The following is a 22,154-nucleotide window of genomic DNA, read 5'->3' on the forward strand; positions in this document are numbered from 1 at the left end:
GTGCACATCACCGCTGCCAGGGGAAGCATGAACCTCGTTTACGTTGAAATCCAGAGCGGTCCGTATCTCGTCTGGCCCGTCGACGAATCCAATGACAATGGGGAACGGCCCAAGATCAAATTGTCTTGAGGAATCGAAGACCAAATCGTCCATAGTCTTGACCGTCAACGTCTCCATCACCGTCGGAGTCCAGGTCCGGATTGTAGCCCGGAGCTTCGGATGACTTTAGGAAGGTCAGGCCGAAGCGGCCATAGTCTTGACCGTCAACATCGCGATCGCCGTCGGTATCACCGTACATTCGGAAGAATGCGTCCACACGTTGGTCGCCAAAGACGGCGTTCTGCAACATCGGATAGCCCAATTGCGATTGAACGTTCGCTGCAAGGACGAACAATTGATAGTTCCCGTCAGCCAAGGAGGTTGCCAAGTCACCCGTGCCCAGTCTTGTTTGTGTTGATGTTCCTGAAAACGTCAACGTCGCGGATGTTTTCAGACCGGTATTGGTCGCCGTTACCTCGATTCCGCCGACATCCTGACCGGAGTTCAAGTTGGTGATCCGGAAGGCATTATTGAGCAGGGCATGATCTACGATCGTGCTGAACTGGACGGTGACAGAAGTGACCTGCGAGCGACCGGCGGATCCGTCATTGACGATCACCTGTTCGACACTTGGGATCGCAGTCACAGGCAGGATCTCGATTTCACCGTCGGAAGTGCTCAACGCCAGTTGCCCTTCGTTCAAACGGCTGATGGGAACATTTTGCTGCGTCGTTGCGTCGGTGTTGATTGCAACAACTGCTGATCCCGAGGCGCTCGGATCAATGTCGAATCGCAGTTTTAACAATTCAAGATCGGTGCCCAGAAGTGGTACCGCAGAATAAATCGATAGATTAACGTGGCCGGAAGCATTGTCGACGTTAACTTCGATCGACCAATCCGAGTTTCCAATGCCGAGAAGCACGTTCTCATCGGCCAAGGTCAGCTTGGTTGGGTCGAACTGAATCTGTGCATCGAAAGCCAACAGGCCGGATAGCGCGTTGTCGATCGTGAGTGTCACTTCCGCTTGGCCGCCCGCGATCGCAGTGGTATCGGAAACGCTGACGACAGGATCGATCCCTGATTGCGGAACGCCGTCAATCCCGGACGGAACGGTCGGGATTTCAGGGACGCCGGTACCGATCGCTTTTCTTGACACCAATGACGCATCGAGTCCGGAAAGGCGGCCTTCGCCGGCAACGACCGCGATCAGTTCGGGATCGATCAACTGATGGGCCTCAAACCCGCTATCCAGTTCGACGACGACGCGTGAGATCAAAGCTGCATCCAACCCACTGTAGGTTCGGTCTCCCGTCACATCACCGGGAAGCACCGCTTTGTGGATCGCGCGGTCGCCTAACGTCGCGATACGATCCCCGTTAAGTTTTGCTTCAAGAATCTCGATTACTTGACTGGTCCCATAGGGCGCATCTTCGGCGACCCGAGCGTTGATCGAGTAGACCGCGACGTCGGATCCCGCGAGAGGAGTGTTTCCGGACGCGGTCAGGATTAATCGGCCAGATGGTTCGTTGTTAAACGTGATGGACCAGTCATCTGGCAAATCGGGCGATTCCACCACCGAGTCGACAACCATGAGTTGTGGGTCGTAAACGACCTCGAGATCCACCGAGAAGACGTCGGAGGCGTCACTGAGACGGATGGGCAAGGCCAGATCGGTAAGATCGGCGGGTGAGAGATCGATCGGTTGACCTGCGGCCCGGACGAAGTCGGGAAGCGTGATGAACCGTGTCTCCCCATGTTCCACGTCAAAGTCGATGACGTAGTCGCCTCCGGAGAATCCATCCGCGTCGCCATCAATCGGATTCCCGTCAAGATCGGTGAATGCATCCAGGCCGGCAAGAAGTGTCACCGTGTAATCATCAGCAGCCAAAACGCCCCCCGTTTTGACGAATTGGAGAGTTCGTGTCGGTGCGTCGTAGACGAGCGACCCCGGTACGCTGCCGACAGAATGTCCCACGAGCGAAAAATCTGCGCGTGGTTCGGGGCCGTCCAGGCTTGAGCCGTAAAGACTGAGGCTATCAATGTTGAGGTCGCGGTTGAAGGAGAGTTCGACGCCGGAGGGGGTGATGGAGTGGCCGATCACACGCAGCGGTTCGGTGACAACATCCACGGTGAATTTATCGTTGGCGATTCCGCCTTGGCTGTCGTCGACGCGAATCGAAACGTCGATGCTTCGTCCGGCCGATGATGCATCAAAGATGTGGTCGATGACAAACTCTCGGACGCTGGTGCAAAAGAACTGATCTTCGGTGTCATCGAAGTCACCATCGCCATTCCAGTCTACGGATACGGACCAAACCTGCAATTCGTCCGGGTCGGCAATGACGATCGACCGTTCGAAGATGACGCCGGCAAATGCACGGGCGTCGGGCCCCGCATCGACGACCGGCGTCGTATTGGTTGCAACGGCGACCTGGAATTGTCCGACTCCGGTATCGCCGTCTTTGTCGGTGATCGAAACCGAGACATTAAAGACTCCTGGATCGGTGAAGGTGTGGTTCAACAGAATCGATTGATCCGGTTCGATCGTGACGGGAATTGGGCCCCGACCGTCGTCGTAGTCGACAGTTGCGGACCAGAGTGAATCAGACTCGACGTCCGTGAAAGTAACCCGTCGCGAAATCCCACGCGGCGGTAAGGGCAACGTATCGTCCGGCCCGGCATCAATCACCGGTGCGCGGTTCTCGACGGAAAACGTCTGGCTGGCCGAAACACCGGGAAAAATCGGTGTGTCATCGTCTCTGACGGCAAAATTGACCGTATAGCCGCCCGAAACATTGTCGGGGAAGGTGTAGTCAACACGGAAGGAACCATCTGCGGCCGGTGTCACGTCAAAACCGGCAACGATGTTGGACGTCGTTGTTTCGATGATCGTCGCGGTCAATTCCCATTGATCGTCGCCGGGATCGACGATCTGGCCACGAAACGTTTCGGTATGACCTTCGGGGACGGTGGTCGCTGCGGTCGGTGCGAGATTCAGCGACGCTTCAACATTTACGACCTCCAAGACGATCGTCTGATTGCCGTGACCACCGTCATCATCGCTCATGACCAGGGTCACCGTGTAGGTTCCGTCGTCAATCGGAACGAAACTGAAACCGGGAACCAAGTCTCCGGCAGCGATGGTGCCGCTTGAAGGGGCAATCTGCTGGCCATTGGTGCTTTCCACTTGCCACGCGAATGTTAACGAATCGTTCAATCCCGGTTCGACAAACGATGCGGACAAGTCCACAACACTGCCTTCCACGATGATGCCCGTCGGATTGTCGACGCTCACGGCGGTCACCCTGGGGGCCACGTTGGAAACCGCCGCACTCGTCTCGCCCGATGCCACACCGGTATCGTCATCTTGCAAGGAGAGGGTGATGTTGTACGAATCGATCCGGGTGCCACTGGGATCGTCATCGACGTAAATATGAGATTCTGAAAACGTCGTTGTGCCTGCCGGATAGACAAATGACTCGGGATCACTACCGTCATTCCAATCGACGACCAACGTAAACGTGTCTTGTTGGCCGGCATCTTCAATGATGCCTGTGAGTGTGACGAAGCTCCCTTCATCGGCAGAAGTCGCAGAAACTTGTAGAAGGCGCGGTGCATCGTTCGACACGTTGATCGGGATCGATGCGACGTTCTGTCCCCCGTCGTCATCGGTCAGCGTCACCGTGACATTCAGTGGATCGGTCGCCGTCCCGCTGGCACCATCGTCTTGAAAAAGATGTTGAAGCGAGAAGCCGGTCGTTCCAGCGTCGAGTTCGATTGATTGCGGCGGGGAACCATCGTTCCAGTCGACCATGATCGTAAACGAATCCAGTGTTCCGACGTCGGAAATCTGGCCGGTGAGCGTCGCCGTTTCGCCTTCGGTGACATCATTGATCTGCAGATTGGTCAACTCGGGAGCGTTGTTCCTGATCTCTGCGACAACCGTCAACGAATCATCGGCGGAATCATCCGGCGATCCGACGGTATTGACCTGATCGCTCACCGTGACCACGATTTCGTAGTTGTCGACGCTCGCCGATGTTAGGCCGTCATCGAGGTATTGATGAACGAATTGGAACGTATTGTTCGCGGCCTGGTCGGTTTCAATGGCACCGTCGCCCCAATCGACCGTGACGGTGAATTGGTCATTGAGAGCGAACGACGGGCTGAATCCGGCGTCCAGGATCGTTCCCGATAAGGTGATGAACCCGTGCTCATCGATCGACGCGGTAATCGCGGGCGGAGCAACCGTTGTTTGGGCGTTGAGTGAGACGGCCTGGAGGGTGGGCTCCGCATTCTGAACGACAAGAATATAGTCGCTCGGACGTGCTTGGCCACCGTCGTCATCGGTAACCACAAGCGAAATCGTGTAGACCCCTTCGTTTTCGGGAACGAACGAGAGTGTTTGACTTTGTCGATCGACGGCATCAAAGGATTGTTCGTTGTCGGAGCTGAGCAACCATTGATATGTATACGTATCATTGGTCGCACTGTTCAGGGAGACCAGGTCGGTGGCGTTCAGTTCGAAGGTGCTGCCTTCGGTGATGATTTCAGAGGGGACGGGGCCTCCGATTCCGGGCGAAAGATTCTTGACAAAGATTTCGAGGCGATCGGTGAATTGACCTTCGTCGGCGGTGATCACAAGATCGACCAGAAATCGCCCATTGTCTCTGGGCGTGAAGCTGGTGGTGGGCTGATTCACGGGGGAGTTGATTTCAAAAGGTTCACCTAACGAGCCGGCGATCGTCCACGCGTAATTCGGATTGGTAAGGTTGGCATCGATTAACGGATCACTGATCAGCGACACTGCGGAGCCTTCGCCGACGGCAGTGGTGATCGGCTGACCGTCGACTTCTGCAATGATACGGACCTTGCGTTGGTTATAAAAATCAACGCCGGTGGCAAACGGTTCCGCGACCGCAGCAGCGCCGTCGCTGCCGATCGCCACGACCGTAAACGGAAGGTCCAGTCCTGGTAGAAGTGTCCCGCCGAAATCGTACACGGCGACTTCGTCGGTATAGCCCTGCCCTTCGAAATGCGCGAAGTAGAGGTTGTCGTCGTAGTATGCCATCCCTTGGATGTTCTTTGCCGATCCGAGGTTGAATTCCTCGTACGCTTCCGCTGATTGCCGGTCGATCGAATAGACGCGATAACCTTGATTTCCGACCGCGTCCTCCCGGGAGATGGTTGCGATCAATCCTCCGTATCCGTCACCGGTTAACCCATAGAATTGCGGCGCGTAGAACTCAAAATCGTCGAACGCGGGGTTTTGTTGCTTTAGATCGAGCGTCGATGTGATTGTTCCAGAGGACGGATCGAAGGCATGAATTGCTAATTCATAGGTCGTCGGTGAACCGCCGCTGTGCTTGCCGAAATAGAGTCTGCCGTAGACCGAGGCGAGTCCCACTGCCCCGGAGAATTCTGGATTCGTATACACGTTCAGTTCGGCACCCGTGGCCGGGTCGAGCTGGTACAAGGAACCCTGGCCGAGCACGTACAGGTGGGACCCGTCGTAGGCGAGATCAAATGACGTGGTCGGTGCGGGAATCCGCCGAATCTCTTCGCCTGTCTCCGGATGCAACTCGATGATTTCGGATGTTCCACTCGGTTTAACAAACAATCCACCCGATCCAAGGCGAACGCTGCGGACGGTGGGGCGGGTATTGACCCAGGGACCTGCCGGTGTCGGTGATTGCGATCGAGGATTGAGGCTTTCTCGGACCGAATAGACGTTGCCTAGATTCAGGTCCAGCAATTCGTAGTCGCCTTGGACGTCGGTTACCGTGACCGTTTCTCCACTATCGGGCACGCCGTTGCCATTCCTGTCAACGAAGATCGGCACGCCTTCCAAACCTGGCTCGCCTGAGTCTAGGACGCCGTCGCCGTCGAGGTCATTGAATTTGGTACCCGTGATCGCGCCGCGGTCAACAACGACGGAGAACCGTTGCTCGGCAGAACGGCCCAGGCCGTCTTCGGCGCTGACGATCACGGTTCTTACACCACTGAAATCGAAATCGGTGGTGATCAACAAGTTTCCGTTGTTGATGCGGGGCAAAACACCATCCGGCTGGTCGGTTGCAACTGAGTACTGGATCGGGTTTTGTTGGAGACGGGCGACATAGAAATCCGTGTTTCCTTGACTGGTCAGCGACGAACCTGGAATTCGCGTCTCCTCGTAGAAGGTGCCCATCACGTGGACGCGGCCAGCGGAATCCAATTGCAGATCCGTCAGGCCGTCACCATCATCTCCCCCATACGATTGCACCCAATTGAGCGTGCCATCCGGCGAGTATTTGATCAAAAAGGCGTCGTCAGATTCTGGTGATCCGGCGGCGACCAATGGCGTGCCGTCAAGAATCGGCGAAGCACCCCGGAACGTCCCGCCGAGATAGAGATTGTCTTCTGCGTCGAACGCAATCTTGGGGGTGGGACTGGTACCGAGATAGCCGGACTTCGCATAAGCGACCGTCCCGGTCGATTGGTACTTCACCAAGAAGAGGTCATCATAAAGTCCCGTGCCTTGCTGATTCAGTGAAACCGCTCCGAAGTCGATGTAATCACTGGAGAAGTAACCCGCCAAATAGAGGTTGCCGGCGCCGTCGACATCGGCTTGATAAACACTCTCAAAGTCCGGGCCGCCGGCGGTTTCGACCCACAGAATCCGTCCGTTGGTGTCATATTTAGCAGCATAAATGTCGAAGGAACCGACGCCGTTTCGAAACGACGAAGACCAGGCGGTCGAGCCGAACTGAACGGATGACGTCCCGCCGAAGTTGCCCGTCAGGTAGATGTTCCCTTTTCCATCGGGCAATACCTGGTAGACATCTTCACCCCCGGTCCCACCGACGGTGGCGAACCAACCAAACGATCCCGCGGAGTTGTACTTCACCAGGAAGGCATCATTTCCACCTGCATGATTGCGTGTCAGACCGCCAAACGTGATCGGCTCGCCCGCGGACGACTCCGATGCACCTGCCAGGAAGACATTTCCGGATGCATCGACGTCGAGGTCGCGGAAGTAATCATAGCCGGTGCCCCCGCCACTTTCCGCCCAGTCAATGCTGCCATCAGCACCGCTGATCTTGGCAACATAGACGTTCTCTTGTCCGACGGGGGTGAGCGTTGAAGTGCCCAGCGTCATTGTTGCACCGAATGTGCCCGCAACGATCAGGTCACCATTGGATTCGACGGACTCGGCTAGGTACTCGTAGCCGGTACTGCCTTGGACCGTCGCCCACTGGAGTGTACCGGCAGGATCGTATTTGACGGCGAAGATGTCGTTCGATTGTCCGCTGCGTGTCGTCACTCCCGTTGCGTCATCAAAAGAAACGGTCGCGGCCGAAACCGACCCCGACAGCAGCAGATTCCCCGAGGCGTCGATCGATACACCGGCCAGTGAATCAAATCCGGGCGATCCGATGCTGCGGGCCCATTGTTCCGTCCCATCGCTGTCGTACTTCACGGCGATCAGGTCGGTACTTCCCTTTCCAGTGACTTGCAGGCTGCCGAAGGTCGCGGTGGAACTGAGCGAACTGCCCACCAGGATCACATTGCCGTCCCCGTCAAGATGGATCGAACGCACGCTTTCGGAACTCGAACCGCCGCCCGAACGCACCCATTGCAAAGTGCCGCTCGCGTCGTATTTGGCGACAAACATGTCCGTGGCACCGCGCCCTGTCAAAACCGTGCTTCCGAATCGGGCGGTGGTGCCGTTGAAATACCCAGCGACGAAAACGTTGCCTTGCTGGTCGATCGCCATGTCTGCGGCGTTATCAAAACCGCCGGCGCCGCCACCGGCGAGCCAGCCGTCAGGTTCAAAAGCCAAGTCGGCGAGGTCGATGTTGAGCGATTCGCCCGAGTCGATCACTACGACGCCGAGTTTTTGTGAGAATTGAGGTGCATCGGGGTTGTCGTCAAAGCGGAGACCTTCGATCAACTTGGTTTGCGGGTCATCAGCGAGCCCGGCGAATCCTCCGCTCCGTCTGCCTTGCAGGCTAAGTTGATCTGAGCCGGACTGCTGATCGGCTGTACCGAGTACATATTCGTGTGCCGCGTTATCAAGCGGGTTCTGTTCCAGATTGAGTGTGGACAATTCGGGCAAGACCGCTCGCTGCAGTCGGAGTGCGTCGATGGCCATGTTGCCGTCGCCCACATTGGTCATCTCGACGCGGACGATGTCACCGCTTCCTGAAACCTGGATGCCGTGACGAAGTTTCTGCCAAGGTCGACCACCCAAGACGGGGCCATCCGGCTCGTAACGTTGCATGACTTCGATCGGTCTGCCCGCATCGGCCAAAAACAGCATCTGCTGATTGGTGACTGTCCCGCGGGCGGCAGTCAATCCGCTTCCCAAATCGGCCGAGATCGCCAAATCCGTCACGCCATCGGGAATCAGCGTGATGTAGACGTTCAGCGGATCGAGCTGAGTCAATTCCTGGTCGGAAGTTCCGCCAAAGCGAGGGTCGTTGGAAAAGCCACCTCGCAGCAGCGGCTCGTTTACCGACCCGGTACCGAAGTGAGGGAGATCGACCGCGTTTGATGTGGGGTTGGCGATCAAGACAGCGTCGAAACCTGGGATCGCCAACCCGATCTCAGCCGTATCGACACGGAACAACAACAGTTCCGTCGCTGCGGGGATCAGTTCCTTGAACTCCGGCGAAAACAGCCCGTCGAATCGGACCTGACTAGCGTCCAAAAGTCCAAATGCCTCCGCCCCTCCCACCAGCGTGGGCAGATTGGGCGTGCTGAGTCCACCGAGGTAAGGATTCGCGCTGCGCGATCCGGGACCGGGGCTGATTGTTCCAAACAGACTTCCCGAGTAGCCGTCGTTCGTGTTACTACCAAACAAAAAACGACCACTGCCACCGTCATTGATTCCGGTGTCGCCGCCGCTGCCGCCCAAGACATCAACCGATGCGTTGCCGAATTCGTAGAGTGCGGCCGAGAATCGGATCGTGCCGCCGGCGCCGCCACCGCCCGATTTGCCGTCGCCTCCATCGCCGCCCCTTCCGCCCGCGCCACCGCGCCCGCCGCCGTTGCTGCCATTGCGGTTGCCACTGGGATTTGCGGCCGCGGTACCGGATTCTCCTGGCGTCCCGTCGCCTCCCTGGGCGTTGAATGAACCACCCAGGTAAAAACTGCCCTGCGCGATGATCTCGAATGCGCCGCCGCCGCCGCCACCGTCACCGCCGTCGCCGCCGAACCCGCCGTGGCTACCATCCTGGCCGCGTCCACCGACGCCGCCGGTTGACGTTCCGCCGCCTCCACCGCCACCAGCGCCGCCGCCGCCCGTTCCGCCGCCGCCGCCGCCAGCACCGCCGGCTCCGGCCGAGATGATCGTTTGATCGATCGCGACATGATTTGCGCCGGTACCCCGGCTGATCGCATCGTCGCCGTGGTCTCCGAGGATTCCATCGGTTCCGTGTTGGCTCGGCCCGCCACCTTGTCCCGGAGCAAAGAATGCGAGACCGCCTCGGCCGCCAATACCGGCCGTTGAGGTCGTCAATGAATTGAATCCGGCCAAACCCGGGTCGCCGTGATCCGTGCCGCCGTTGGTACCCTTCAAGCCATCGTCACCAGACGGCGAAAGTGGGGTACCGCCATCGCCGCCGCGGCCACCGACGCCACCGGTGCTTCGTCCGCCCCTTCCGCCACCCCCGCCTCCGGCGCCGGGTGTGCGGCCCGACGCGGAAGCGTCAATCACAGCGTCGGGATGAATGTACAGATCATTGCCGACCGTGATCGAAAGCGGACGCGAGCCGGCAATCGTCACGGTGTCCGGGCCGATCACCAAATCGCCGGGGACATACAGGCTGGCAATCCCATTCGCATCGACGCTGAACGTGTCCGCAACGAGTGTCCCATAAAAGCTTTTAGGATCACCGTCTCCGTCGCCGGTGATCGTCAAGAAGTCGGTGTTGATGTAAACCGAGCGTTGCGGGCCGGTTGTCGGAGCGATGGGCGTGAAATCGAGAGTCCGGGCGAGCGTTTGTGATCCGCTCAATTCGACGTCGACGACGGGGATTTCCTGAATGACCTGTATCGTGGCACGGTCGGTTCGTGATTCGTGTGCGGGCCACGTCCCGTACAGGTCGTATGTTCCCTCGGGCAAGTCGCGGAATTCATACAACGCTGTCGAATCACTGCCCGACGGGATCAAGCGATAGTCACCCTCGAATGCTCCCGCGTGGTCGCCACCAGAAAAATCAGGGCCAATCTCGACATACCCCGTGTCAAAATTGTCAATCACGGATAAGCCGAGTAACGCATCGATACTGCCAATCCGGTTGTCGGATAAATCGACGTGGCGCAACCGCGGCAACTGCGCCAGTGGATCGATCGCCTCGATCTGGTTGTCCGATAGATCGGCAAAGGTCAATTGATTCAGGTCTGACAACGCGTTCAGCTCGTCCCCGTCCTGATTGATCAGCTCGAACACTTGCACCTGGTTCAATCCATCGGTCAGATACAATCGATGGCCAGCAACAACGAGATCTTGGACAAATCCGAAACCGGCAGTCGGGTCGTCATCACCGCCGATGATGAATTGCAGATTCCCGTAGCGGTCGAGCACCTGGACGCGGTGGCGAACTGAGTCGGCGACAAAAACATTGCCGTTGCCGTCGACTTCAATTCCGAATGGACGGGAGTACGTCGTCGGCGTGTCGCTGCCAAGAACGAACCGGGAGCGGACCGCACCAGTCTGATCGTAAACCTCAACTTCGTTGTCCAGGGTATCAGCGACAAAGATGAATCCGTCCTTGCTTACCGCCAGACTACGTGCGGTGCCGAAACTCGCGTCAATGTCGCTGACCGAATTGAAACCGCTGTCGTACTTGCGGATCTGGCGATTGCCGATGTCAAGCACGAAGAGATTGTCTTGGTCGTCAACGGCGATATCGGTCGGGAATGCAAACGGCGTGAACGAACCGCCTTCTTCGCCCGTAAAGGTCTGCAGCAATGCGCCCGCGGCACTGTAGCGGCGAATCACGTTATTTGCTGAATCGGCAACATACACCTGGTCTTGTGAATTGATCGCGATTCCCTCGGGGTAATACAGGTCTCCGGTCGCAAACGTGCGGAGGTACTCCCCCTGGGAATCGTAGACCTTGATTTGGCCCGAATGAATGCCGTCTTCCTGTTCGAGTACATAGACCTCACCGGCACTGTTGACCGCAACATCAAAGGGAGACGCCAATTTCCCGGGGCCATCGGCTCCGAGGATCATCTTCCGATCGACTTTTGCACCGATGCCGTTACCGGCAGCGCTCAGCCACACTAAGTCCTGAAGATCGCCGATCGCATCGATTTCGGATCCGCCGATTCTTCCGGGACCGAGAAGCCCGTCCATGCTTAAGAATCGCAGGTCGTTCAAGCTGGCAAGTGCACCGAGTTGGTTGTTTGACTGGTCGGCGAGGTTTTTCTCGCCTCCTTCTATGATCGCGGTGTTCAATACGTCCAGCCAGCCACCGTCCTGTGCTCCATTGGGCGCGCCGTCGAACCAATCCCATCCCATAAAGTAGACGTTGCCTTCGCCCGAAGGGATCTCCACCACCGTGGCGCCGCCGCCATTAAGTTCATAAAGGGTTGTCGCTCCGGCCGGCAGGGAGTTGAGAACAAAGGTGGCGTCATTTCGAGGGATCGGTTGCGGGCCGGCAACGAATCTGGTGTATCGAGTGTCGGCTTTCCACGATTCACCTGAAACGGATGCCGTTGATGTTGCCAGACCGAACGTGACATTTATCAAATCAGCGGCATTTCCGCCGAAGTCACCGAACGTGATCAACGTCCCACCGGCGTCGACAAAATCACGAAGCGTGTCGAAGACGTCAAAGGACAACGTCTCGAATCCGTTTGACGATTCGAGTTCGGGGATCACCAGCACGTCGGCATCTTCGATCCCCACGGAAAAGGCGCTGGCAGTCGTTCCGGAGAAGACGCGTAAGGGGAACCCGGCGTCTGTGATCGTCGACACCAGATTGTACGTCTCCGATCCCGCGAAACTGTCGTCCCGTATGTCATAGACGTTCGGATCGGCAAACATTGCGACCTGAGTTCGGCGATTGCCGTTTAGAAGTGGATTGAAGTCCAAGGACAGGTATTCAATCTTCGCAGCTTGCGATGCACCGTCTCCCAGAGGAGAGAGGTCGGTGATGTTGTTGTGGGCAAGGTTCAGTGCCCGCAAATGAATCAGGTATTCAAGACCGGAAATGTCGGGCATTCCCAGGCCGCCGAGGTCAAGTCGTTGAATTTCGGCAAGTTCGCTGGCATAGATCGGATCCGCGACGAGGCTGGGGTAGCTGAGCTCGACCGTTTTTAGTCCAAGCCGACCGGCTAATTCTGCTCGAAGATACGCCGCGATTTCACTGTTGACGACCGGATCAATCGCTTGCAGCTCGATGTAGGAATTGGCTTCTGATGCGATCGGTGAAACCCGCTGTTCGGCATGGTCGCGAAGTTCCGAGGCCAATCCGACAATCAAGTCGGAACCATCGCCACCAAACAATCGATCGAGATCTTCATTTCCGATGACCGTGTCGTCGCCATCCCCACCATGCACGACATCTCTGTCTTGGGCCAAGAACTCTGCTGCCGATTCGCCAGCCCGTGGCGGAAGCACTTCGATTTCAAACGGAAGCGAGAAACTCTCTTCCGGGTTCGCGTGTGGATTGAACACGCGAACAAAATAGGTGCCCGCCTCCAGATTTCGGAAATCGACCAGCGACTTGCCCGATGCTCGCAGACCACCTTGACCGTCGTACAGATCAAACAAAGCCCCGTGGCGACGAGGCGAAACGAACAGATGCGTGGAGGATCCCGTAACGCCACTGAGCGGATCGAGCAGACTTGGTGCACTCGCACGGACCATCACGGTGACGTCCGGGCTGGTGGAAGAAAGACGAATCATGAGACGCGTCCTTCCCGCAGCGAGGAATTCGCGAACCGTTTCGGTGAACCACGGATCTTGAAACTCGCCTCCAACATGCGCAAGGGAGCCCGCCAAAAGCAGCGTTTCGTCGTGCACCGCGATCGGATCGGCAACTCGGTCGGCCACATCGATTGCCGCATCGCCCTCGTCATCCAGGACTTCGATTGTTAGGGTGGTCGCCGACGGATTCCCGGAGAGTGCCGTTGCGGAATAGTGCAGATTCAATGCCGCGAAATCTATCAATTGTCCGCCATCGTCGGCAAATTCGATCAGCGAGGACAAATCGAATTCGAGGATCCCGACATCGCCGTCCGGTCCGCCCAGCGTGACGAATCCGCCAGCATCCTCGGGACGAAGGACGTCGCCGTTTGACCGAATGATTCCCGAGTTCCACGGCTCGATGGCAACCGGATCGATGGGATTGGGCGTGACCGCAAAGTACTCACCCGGCAACCCATGCCCGAGTGTCGTGAAACGGAACCATTGTTCGTCGTTCTCCTCGGTCAGTTCATAACCATCAAAGATCTCCGGACGACCCGTCCCTCCTTTGACCAAGAATTCTCCACTTCCGGAGATCGGTTCATTCTCAAGTGTTTCGGCACGCTGTGCAGCTTGGAAGCGTTCGTAGAACTGCTGTAAACCCACCGGTCTGCCGTACATGACATAGACCTTACCACCGCTCAACGTGATGTCAGGGTTAAAGACATCGGTCCCGGGGGCGCCGATCGCCAAGTCGTCCGCCCCGTCGGCGTCGATGTCCATCGACGGAGTCTTCGGCAGGAATCCGAGTTCGGCATTCGCCGTCTCCCCGACAAACATCGGTGCCGTCAACAGGTGTTCGATCGACGTACCACCGGGCGTCACGTCGACGGAATCAAGCAGGTAGACACTTCCTTGACGCGATTGCCCAACACGTTGGCCGGTATTGGAAACGACGATTTCATAGCCTGGGTCCGAGACGACGAGTTCGAGCGTACCGTTCCTGTCGAAGTCACCGGCGGTAATCTGCAGCGGTCCCCGCAACAAGGTGTTCGGATCGGCGTTTTCGCTCCGCCGCAAAATCAATTCCGTTCTCAGTGGCTCACCAGCTGCCGGAGGATTCAAGCTTTCCATTGTCGGGCCGCCAAGATCGATGAAGGCGGCGTTTCCGCGTGCATCCTGGGACACGTAGCTGATTGCAAGATCGTCGAAGCCGTCTTGATTCAAATCTCCGATTTCATAAGCGGGGCCACCCAAGTTAAAGTCCTGGTAGATGACGTCGGCTTGATCCAACGTGATAGAGTCGCGATCGCCGGAATACACGACGTAATTGCGGCCGACGTTAAAGCGAATGGGAATTGTGGTTCCGCCCAAATCGATCAATGCGTTTGCTTCGGCAAAATTGGGGTCGCCGAAGACGATGTCGTCCAGACCATCGCCGTTGACGTCACCCGGGACGGTCGCATCAAGTTTCGGGCTGGGAGGGTCTCGAAACCATTCGTTGCTCGGTTCTTGTCCCAACAGATTCTCAACCACGGCAAGCCGATCGGGGCCTCCCTCCCCATCGAGCGGAAGTGCGTCGGCTCCAATAAAGATCAAGTCGTTATCCGGCGTGGTCGCGACGACTTGTTTGCCCGACACGATCACCGCATAGTCATCGCCGGTCAGCAAGATGTCCTGGTAGAAGCGAGCCGTGCGCACATTGAAGTCGCCACGGTAGGTCAACACGTGAGCGCTCGTGGCTCCAAAACCGACCGTCAAGTCTTGCGAGTCGACCAGTGACAGGTTCCGCGACAAGTCGGCGTTTCCGAAAACGACGCGGGCGGTGGTGCTAAGGAAAACCAAGTCGTTCAACCCATCAGCGTTGATGTCTCCCATCCGTCGGGCGGGTATTCCCAACGTTTGATCGATCACCACGTCTGCCTGCGCCGACACGTCGGATACCGACGTCAAATCGGTGGGACCGTAGAACAGATAGCTATTGCCGTTTCCATAGACGAGGGTGTCCGAATAGTTGTCACCGTTGACATCCCCGACATCGAGCACGTTCCTCAGACGTTCGTTTTCGACCGAACCCCGCAGTGCGACCGCGTCGCCGATCGACTTGGTTTGTTCCGCGATCGGCAACGCCTTATCGACCGGACGAAGATCGACACCGACCTTCCTTGTTTCCAGCAACGGGGTTGCCAATTCGTACAAATACGGCGTTCCGACCACGGACGTCAGTCCTCCGGCGGGCTCGAGAGACGCCCCGGCGAACAGATGCAACGCGCCTCCGATCGCATCAGCCACCGCGATTTCATCGCGGCCCTGTGGATCGCCGTCCAGGTTGCCGACTCCGGCCAAACGGAAATGCACGGCATCGTTCAAGTCTCTGAGGTCGTAATCGGGAACGACCGACTCGATCACGACGTCCGGAATCGCGAAGTCGATCAGCGATCGCTCTCGACCGTAATAGATGTGGGCCACCTGATGAAATTCATCGTGCGTGTTGATGTCCAATGTCGCACTACGCTCCAACGCTTCGCCACCGATGTCGGCACGCCCATCGCCGTCCAGATCGCCGAGGGCGACGTGTCGCGTAATGATCGCGTCGTCGGGGCGATCCGGCGTGGCCGTAGGCAAGGGAATCACCGCACCCACATCAATCAGATCGGCCAAAAATTCGACCCGTTCGGTCGGTTGTCGACCAAACAACATCCAAGTCGCCGTGTTTCCAGTGAACAAGAACTCCTCATGTCCCTGTCCGTCGTGGCGGTCCACATCGCCGACGGCCACGATTGCTTGACCGGTTGCGAGAACGCCCGACTGATCGTATATCGTCGTATCCGGCCCGCGGAATCGGATCAGTTCAACCGAGCCATCATCCAGCGCGCCAGAAACGAAGACACCTTGTGAAGAGGATCCAAGGGCCGCCGGAGTACCGATGGGCTGAACATCGTTCGCAGCCCGCACGGTGACGCCGTCATAGACCCAGAACTCGTTGGTCAATCCCGAGGCGGGCGTCAGGTAGGCCACATCGTCATCGACGATGAAATTTGAATCCGCGGTTCGGTACGATTCAATCCGCACATCGTCGATGTACCAGCCCTCGTGCGCATTATCGAAAGCGCTGCGACTGTCGAAACTGAAACGCAAGACGATGTCCTTGCCGGCGTATTGCGACAAGCCGAACGAAAACCTGTCCCAATCCCCTCCGGTTGGCGTGAGCGTCGAGATCGCCTCGAACCCGTTGCCGGCATCGATCGCAATTTTGGCGAAATCACGATAGCCAGCTGCAAAGAACGAATTGAAATGCAGGAATGAAGCTGTCCCGCCCGGAAGCCGGATGGTCGGTGAGTAGACCGCACCACCGACCGCGGCATCCGTGTCGTAATTCCCACCACCGGTGGGGCCTTCGTTCATTCCGAAGTACAGGCTGCCCGGCGGCGTATGATCGGCCAGTCCGTCACTTTGTCGCCCGCTGGAATGATGCCACAGTCCATCGCCCGATCCGATGGTGTTGTCGATGACGAATTCTCCCAGCCCTTCGTCGAACGTTTCCTCAAACAGGGTCAGGGCTGGCGCAGGGGTCTCGTCCACGGTCTTAAGGAGTTGCACGGACGTTCCGTCATAGCTGGCCAGCCGATCGAAAATCGGACCTTCTTCACCATTCGACGGTGCAGCCATGAACAGCAGTTGCTCGTTGAAGACTCCCAGCGGTTTGGGGGTAGTCGACGAAAGAATTGCGCCGGAATCTGTCTCGGCCGCGGGCGGGACGCTGATCTCTCCACCGTAGCCATACAATCGCTCGTTGAACCCATCGGCGGAAGCAGCGAAGTAAAGCCGATCACCGTAGACGACGAAATCACGCGGATCTGAATCGCCGTTTACGTGGATATCTGAGACGGGGGTAAAAGTGACACCATTGTGCATCCAGAGTTCGCGGCCTCGGCCGTCACCACTGTCGGATGAAAAATAAAGGCCGGTCTGACCATTGACGTCCTCGAAGTCGATCAATTGGTCGCCGACGTCCAATTCTTCAGACAGGATCTCCACATCGTCGATAAACCACCCCTCGTATTGATTCAGATATCCGTTGCCACCGCCGTCATCGAGCATGCTGAATCGGAATCGCAGTTGGACATCTTGCCCCGCAAAAGCAGTCAGGTCGGCATTCACGTTTCTCCATTGACCGTCCGTGCCGGTCAATTGGATCAGGTCCACCGGTGTTCCGGAACTGCCCAGCACCTCGACCTCTGCGATATCCACATCCTCTTCGACTTCCAGTAGGTGATTAAATCGCAGTGCGATTCGTTTGCCGGCCGGGAGCGAGATGACGGGAGTGGAGGCGATACCTTCGTTGCCGTAACCCTCACCGGTCAGGAAGTCGTAATCGCCACCGATCAAATCGGTCTCGTTTTGTCCAAAGTACAGGCTATTGGTCGGTGAGTGATTGTCCAGACCATCGTTCTGTCGGCCGGTCGTCAAGTGCCAACCCTCATGGATTGGTGCGGCGCTGTCCACGTTCAATAAATCGAGCGCCCATTGGCCGTTTCGTTGGTCGCCACCAGAATTAAAACGGAATCCCGGCCCAAAACTGGATGTGAAATTCCCTTGTCCGTCGCGGATAAATCCATCGGCCAACGTCACCGGTCCCGTGCCGCCACCTTCTCCATCGGCACCGACGGCAAAGTTGTCATATTGGGTAATCGCCAGGACGTAACCACCGGGGGCAAGCTCTTGCACGATTGCCGAGTCGTAGGCGCTACCGGTCGTCGGATCGATCGCACCGAACTCACTGTCATCGTTGAAGGTGATGTAGTCGCCACTGGCGTCGTAAAGAGTCAAAATCGGATCAAACCCACCCGGCTGAATCGACGTTCCGTCGGCCTGATTCCCGCCACCGTATCCCATCAACTGCATCGTGACAGTGGTGGTCGTGTCGACGGAAAAGCCGACCAACTGCACGTCGTCGTCAAAGGTAAAGTCGCCTCGCAGCGAGAAATCGTTTCCGGTTTGAATGACGGAGGCCGGGTTTTCGAAATCGTTGAACAACGTGAACCCTTCATGGCCGTTCTCAAACGACTCGCTGTACAAGACTGTGGCTGCCGGCGACATGCGAATGACGTTCTGATCGGCATCCATTTTGAACAACTGCCGAAACCCGCTACCCGCGTCCGCGGTAAAGTGCAATTCACCGAGGAAGACGTAAAAGTCGGCGGGGTCGGCATCACCGTGGGGATTGATGTCCGAAAGACGCTGTGCCGCAGAACCGTCGAAGGCCCAAAGTTCACGTCCTGCCCCATCCTGCGCGTCGAGCGGAAAGACGAGCAATTCGGAACCGGCGGTTTCAAACGTGAACAGCTCGCGGCCGGCGTACAACTCAAACGCCGGCACATTGGGCACCGCTTCAACCGCCCCGGAACCGTCGGTCCGATACAGTTGCGGAGCGGTCGTCGAATCGTTGACAAAATAGACCCGTGTGTCGAACTCCACCAAGTTCCTAGGCGCTACACCTCCCAGCGGCTGAATGCCCATCTGGTCGTCGCCGAAATAGAGGTCAATGATGCTGCCATCGGAACCGGATCGAATCGCGAAATCGTCTCTCCCGTCGTCGTTGAAGTCGCCGATCGTGCCGGCGTCTGAGAAAAAATCCACGCCGGGCGGTGTTTCGGTTCGCAAGACGTAAATCGGATCGGCATTGATGACGTTTGGATGCCATTGGCCACGGGGCCGACCGCGATAGACCCGCGTCCGTCCAAACCCGTCTTGGTCCTTGGCATCGTCAATCAGCAAATCGTCAAATGCATCCTGATCGATGTTGATCGCAGCGAGGTCGGCCGCACCGCGAAAGCGATTGATCGGCTTCTCCATTCCGCTGACCAGATCGTTCAGCACATCGATGGGGCGGTCGATTTGATCCCATTGCGGGGTGTCGCGTCCGAAGATGATGTAGAGACCGGAATTTCCAAATGAATCTCCCAGCGAACCGTACGATTCCTGCAAAGAAACGGCGATCGCAATGTCATCGATTTGATCGCCGTCAAAGTCTCCGCGCACGATGGAGGATTGCGAGCCGAAGATGGACGGTTCTCGGACTGGAGCCGGCAATTGCAGCGTGATCGCGTTATTGTCCAGGGTCGTGTCCTGGAGCGGGTCGCCACCGAAGTAAACCTTGGCAAACGTGCTCGAAACAAAGTCCGCTGGATGACGCCCGCTGTCCGTTCCGCCCGCATCGACCCACTCAAAATAGTCGCTGAAATCGCCGTAGCTCTCGCGCAACATGCTGACAAAATCTGGGCGGCCGTCCCCATTGATATCACCCAATGGAATCACTGCTGGTTCATCAGACGCCACATCGGAATCGATTTTCAGAATCCCGGTTTCTGCCGGCACGTCAACGGTCGCGCCCAGCACGTTGAAGAACTCGGGATGTAGATCGACCCGGATTTCGTATTCAAAAGCGGGAGTGATCGCGTCGGCGTCGCCCGGTCGCAGAATCTTTAAAAGGTAGAATTCGGGAACACCGGAAAACTGGTCCACGGGAATGATCGTGTCTCCCGATCGCTGTGCCGGAAACAGTTCCACATCGAGCACGACGCTGTCATCACGGCTGCCGACGACATGAAACATCTCTCGGCTGAGAAAGGCTCGTTCACCGCCGCCGAAACGGTTGATCGCATACGGCGTCTGGATCAGATACCAGTCGTTCAGATCGAGATGGATGTCGCCGTTTTGATCGAGCCCCCCTTTATGGAACGTCAGGCCTCCGATCGTTTGACCGCTTACGATGTGATCAAGTTGCGATGCGAACAATGGGTTGTCGTTTGGGCTGACCGCACCGCCGCGGGTGACAAATTCGAATCGGTCCGGTCCCGGAACAAAGGCGGGCGGTGATTCGATCGCGTTGCCGGAAAGTTCGGAGAACCCGTTGGCCACAAATGTTCCCGGGTCGGTCCCCGTGCCGGAAAAGGCGAAATCGTTGAGCGTGAATTCGACGGTTCCGGTCCCGCCGGTGCGCAACAGGATCTCGTTGAAGATTCTCGAATCCGACCCCGGTGCGGTGAATTGATAGGTCCCCCGTGCGGTCGACTGCAACGTCTTTGTCGTCATGACGTCCACACCCAACACGTTTCCGACCGCCACGACGATTCCGTCGTTTAACAGTTCGACGCTGTTGTCCGTCCCACTCGTTGGACGGAAACGCTGCACCGCCAGACCGGTCTGGTCACCATTGTCAAAGTCCACCAGGGTCAGTGCGGGCGCCGTAAACGGGGCCACCATGTCGCCAAATCGAAAGACCACATCGTCCAGGGCGCTAATGCCAAGTGAGGCGGCGTCCATCCCCAGCAGGTCGGTGACGACGGCTTGTCCGCCGTTGACCTCCGTAAACGGGAATGACTGGCAGCCACAGGTCAGCGTGGGGAACAGCGGACGAGAGAAATCAATCTCGCTGGAGACGCTGGTCCAACCGAATTCAATTTGCGAAAGAACAAAGTCGTCACGCGATCCGCCCAACAGATAATCGTCGTCGGCGCCGCCGAGAACCAAATCGTTTCCGCCCCCACCGACGATGAAGTCGTTGCCGGATTGACCATCGATTTCGTCATCGCCCGCCCCGCCGAACAATCGATCGTTTCCGGGACCACCGAGAATCGTCAGATTTCCCAGCAAAGCTCGCTGCGGGAACGATTCGGGTTTGATGCCCCACTCACTTTCGTCACCGGGAAATTGAAAGCCGGGATCTGCACGAACGACATCATCGCCGGAACGCGTGTTGATCACCATCTTCTCGACTTCGTTGGTCGTGAAGTAGGATCGTTGGACCTGGAATGCACCATCGTCGGTAGGGTCGGTATGGAACTGTTGCCGATCCGGATCCCAAACGAGGGCGCCGATCACGTATTGGTGAAACACCGTGTCGTAACCGACCGCCACGTGATCGCGAATGGCTTGTCCACGTCGGTCCAGATCTCCACCGAGAAACAACACCTGGTCTTCACCATCGCCGCCCTCAAAGCGGTCGGTCAACGTCAGCACCGTGGTTTCTTGGCGGGCCGAGTCGATGAATCGTTCGGTACGCTTATCCAACGGAAGTCCATCGGGAATGACTTGGAAGATATCGTCGCCGATGCCGCCGAATAGCAGATCGCTCGCTTGGCGGTCCGCACCACCGGTCAGCACGTCGTTGCCTTCCTCGCCAAAAATCCACTCTTCATACGAGCCGCCGGCCAGCACATCATTTCCGGCACCTCCCAAAATGACATCGCGCCGCTGGTCGATGTTGTCCAGCAGAGGATTGCTGTAGTCATGGGGGGCAAATCTGACGGGGTCCGAGAGCGACTTCGACAACGGCGCATCGAATGTCGGAATCAACTCGTAGCGGGCAAAGTCTTGCGGACCGACGTCGTCGCTCCAGGTGACTTCCAAGAAATACTCTCCCGCACCCAGCGGCACGGGGCGTGTTTGTCCGTCGACGGTTTCGGAGGTCATCAAGGGAAGGATTGCGGAGCGGCCCAGGCTGCGCGTCGTTACCGTGGAATCCACGAGATCGCATGCGGAGCCGCCCAAAACGGATTGCGAGCAATATCGAATCGGGTGTTGCGGATCATCCGCCGAGTAAAGTGTGATCGAAACTCCCGCAGTGGCTGACAGCAAGTCCATGCGAATTGATGCACCGGCGCTGGCATCGTCGGCATCAAGCGCGAATCGATACCAATCGGTGTCGAAACCCGAGTGAAGTGTCAAGTCGCTGACAATACCGATTTCCTGTTCCCGGAGACTCATTCCGCCATCGCCCAATCGGCTCGCGCCGAGGACAGACTGGTTGAAGTCTGCGCGGTCATACCAATCGCGACTGACAAAGTCGATCTGGTAGCGGGTGGGTGTCAGGTTCGTCGTCACGTGCAGCAGGTACGTGCCGGCCACTAACGGAGAGACACCATTGCTGGAATCGCCGTCGGAATCGATTCCGGTTAGTGGCAGTCGATGCAGACTGCCCACCCGTGACGCCGACGCCAGGATCCGACCATCAAGATCCGTGAGCTCCAAAGTCAGGTCGTCATCTTCGGAAAGGCTGTACAGATTGATCGCATCGCCATCCATCGGGGCGGACGATAATTCGAACCGGTACCAATCTTCATCCCGCGGATGATCGATGGTCAGCCCGATGGCCGACGGGTTGCGGTTCAAATCGATCAGCCCCAGATCGAACGGTGTGCCAAGC

The 22,154-nt window shown here is 57.5% G+C and carries 2 protein-coding genes (1 of these 2 cut by a window edge); one reads left to right on the forward strand and one right to left on the reverse strand.

What is annotated here, in order from left to right; genetic code table 11:
- Nucleotides 1-129, forward strand: coding sequence for a DUF4437 domain-containing protein (locus Mal15_RS14350; protein ID WP_315854301.1), 129 nt, complete (start codon nucleotides 1-3; stop codon nucleotides 127-129).
- Here Mal15_RS14350 and Mal15_RS14355 read toward each other — a convergent pair.
- Nucleotides 116-22,154, reverse strand: the final stretch of a protein-coding gene (locus tag Mal15_RS14355) for a DVUA0089 family protein (protein WP_147868403.1). 26,909 nt of this gene lie beyond the right edge of the window; only the last 22,039 of its 48,948 coding nucleotides appear in the window; its start codon lies beyond the right edge, outside the window; its stop codon occupies nucleotides 116-118. The genes Mal15_RS14350 and Mal15_RS14355 overlap by 14 nt on opposite strands.

The sequence above is a fragment of the Stieleria maiorica genome (genome assembly GCF_008035925.1).
Classification (GTDB): domain Bacteria; phylum Planctomycetota; class Planctomycetia; order Pirellulales; family Pirellulaceae; genus Stieleria; species Stieleria maiorica.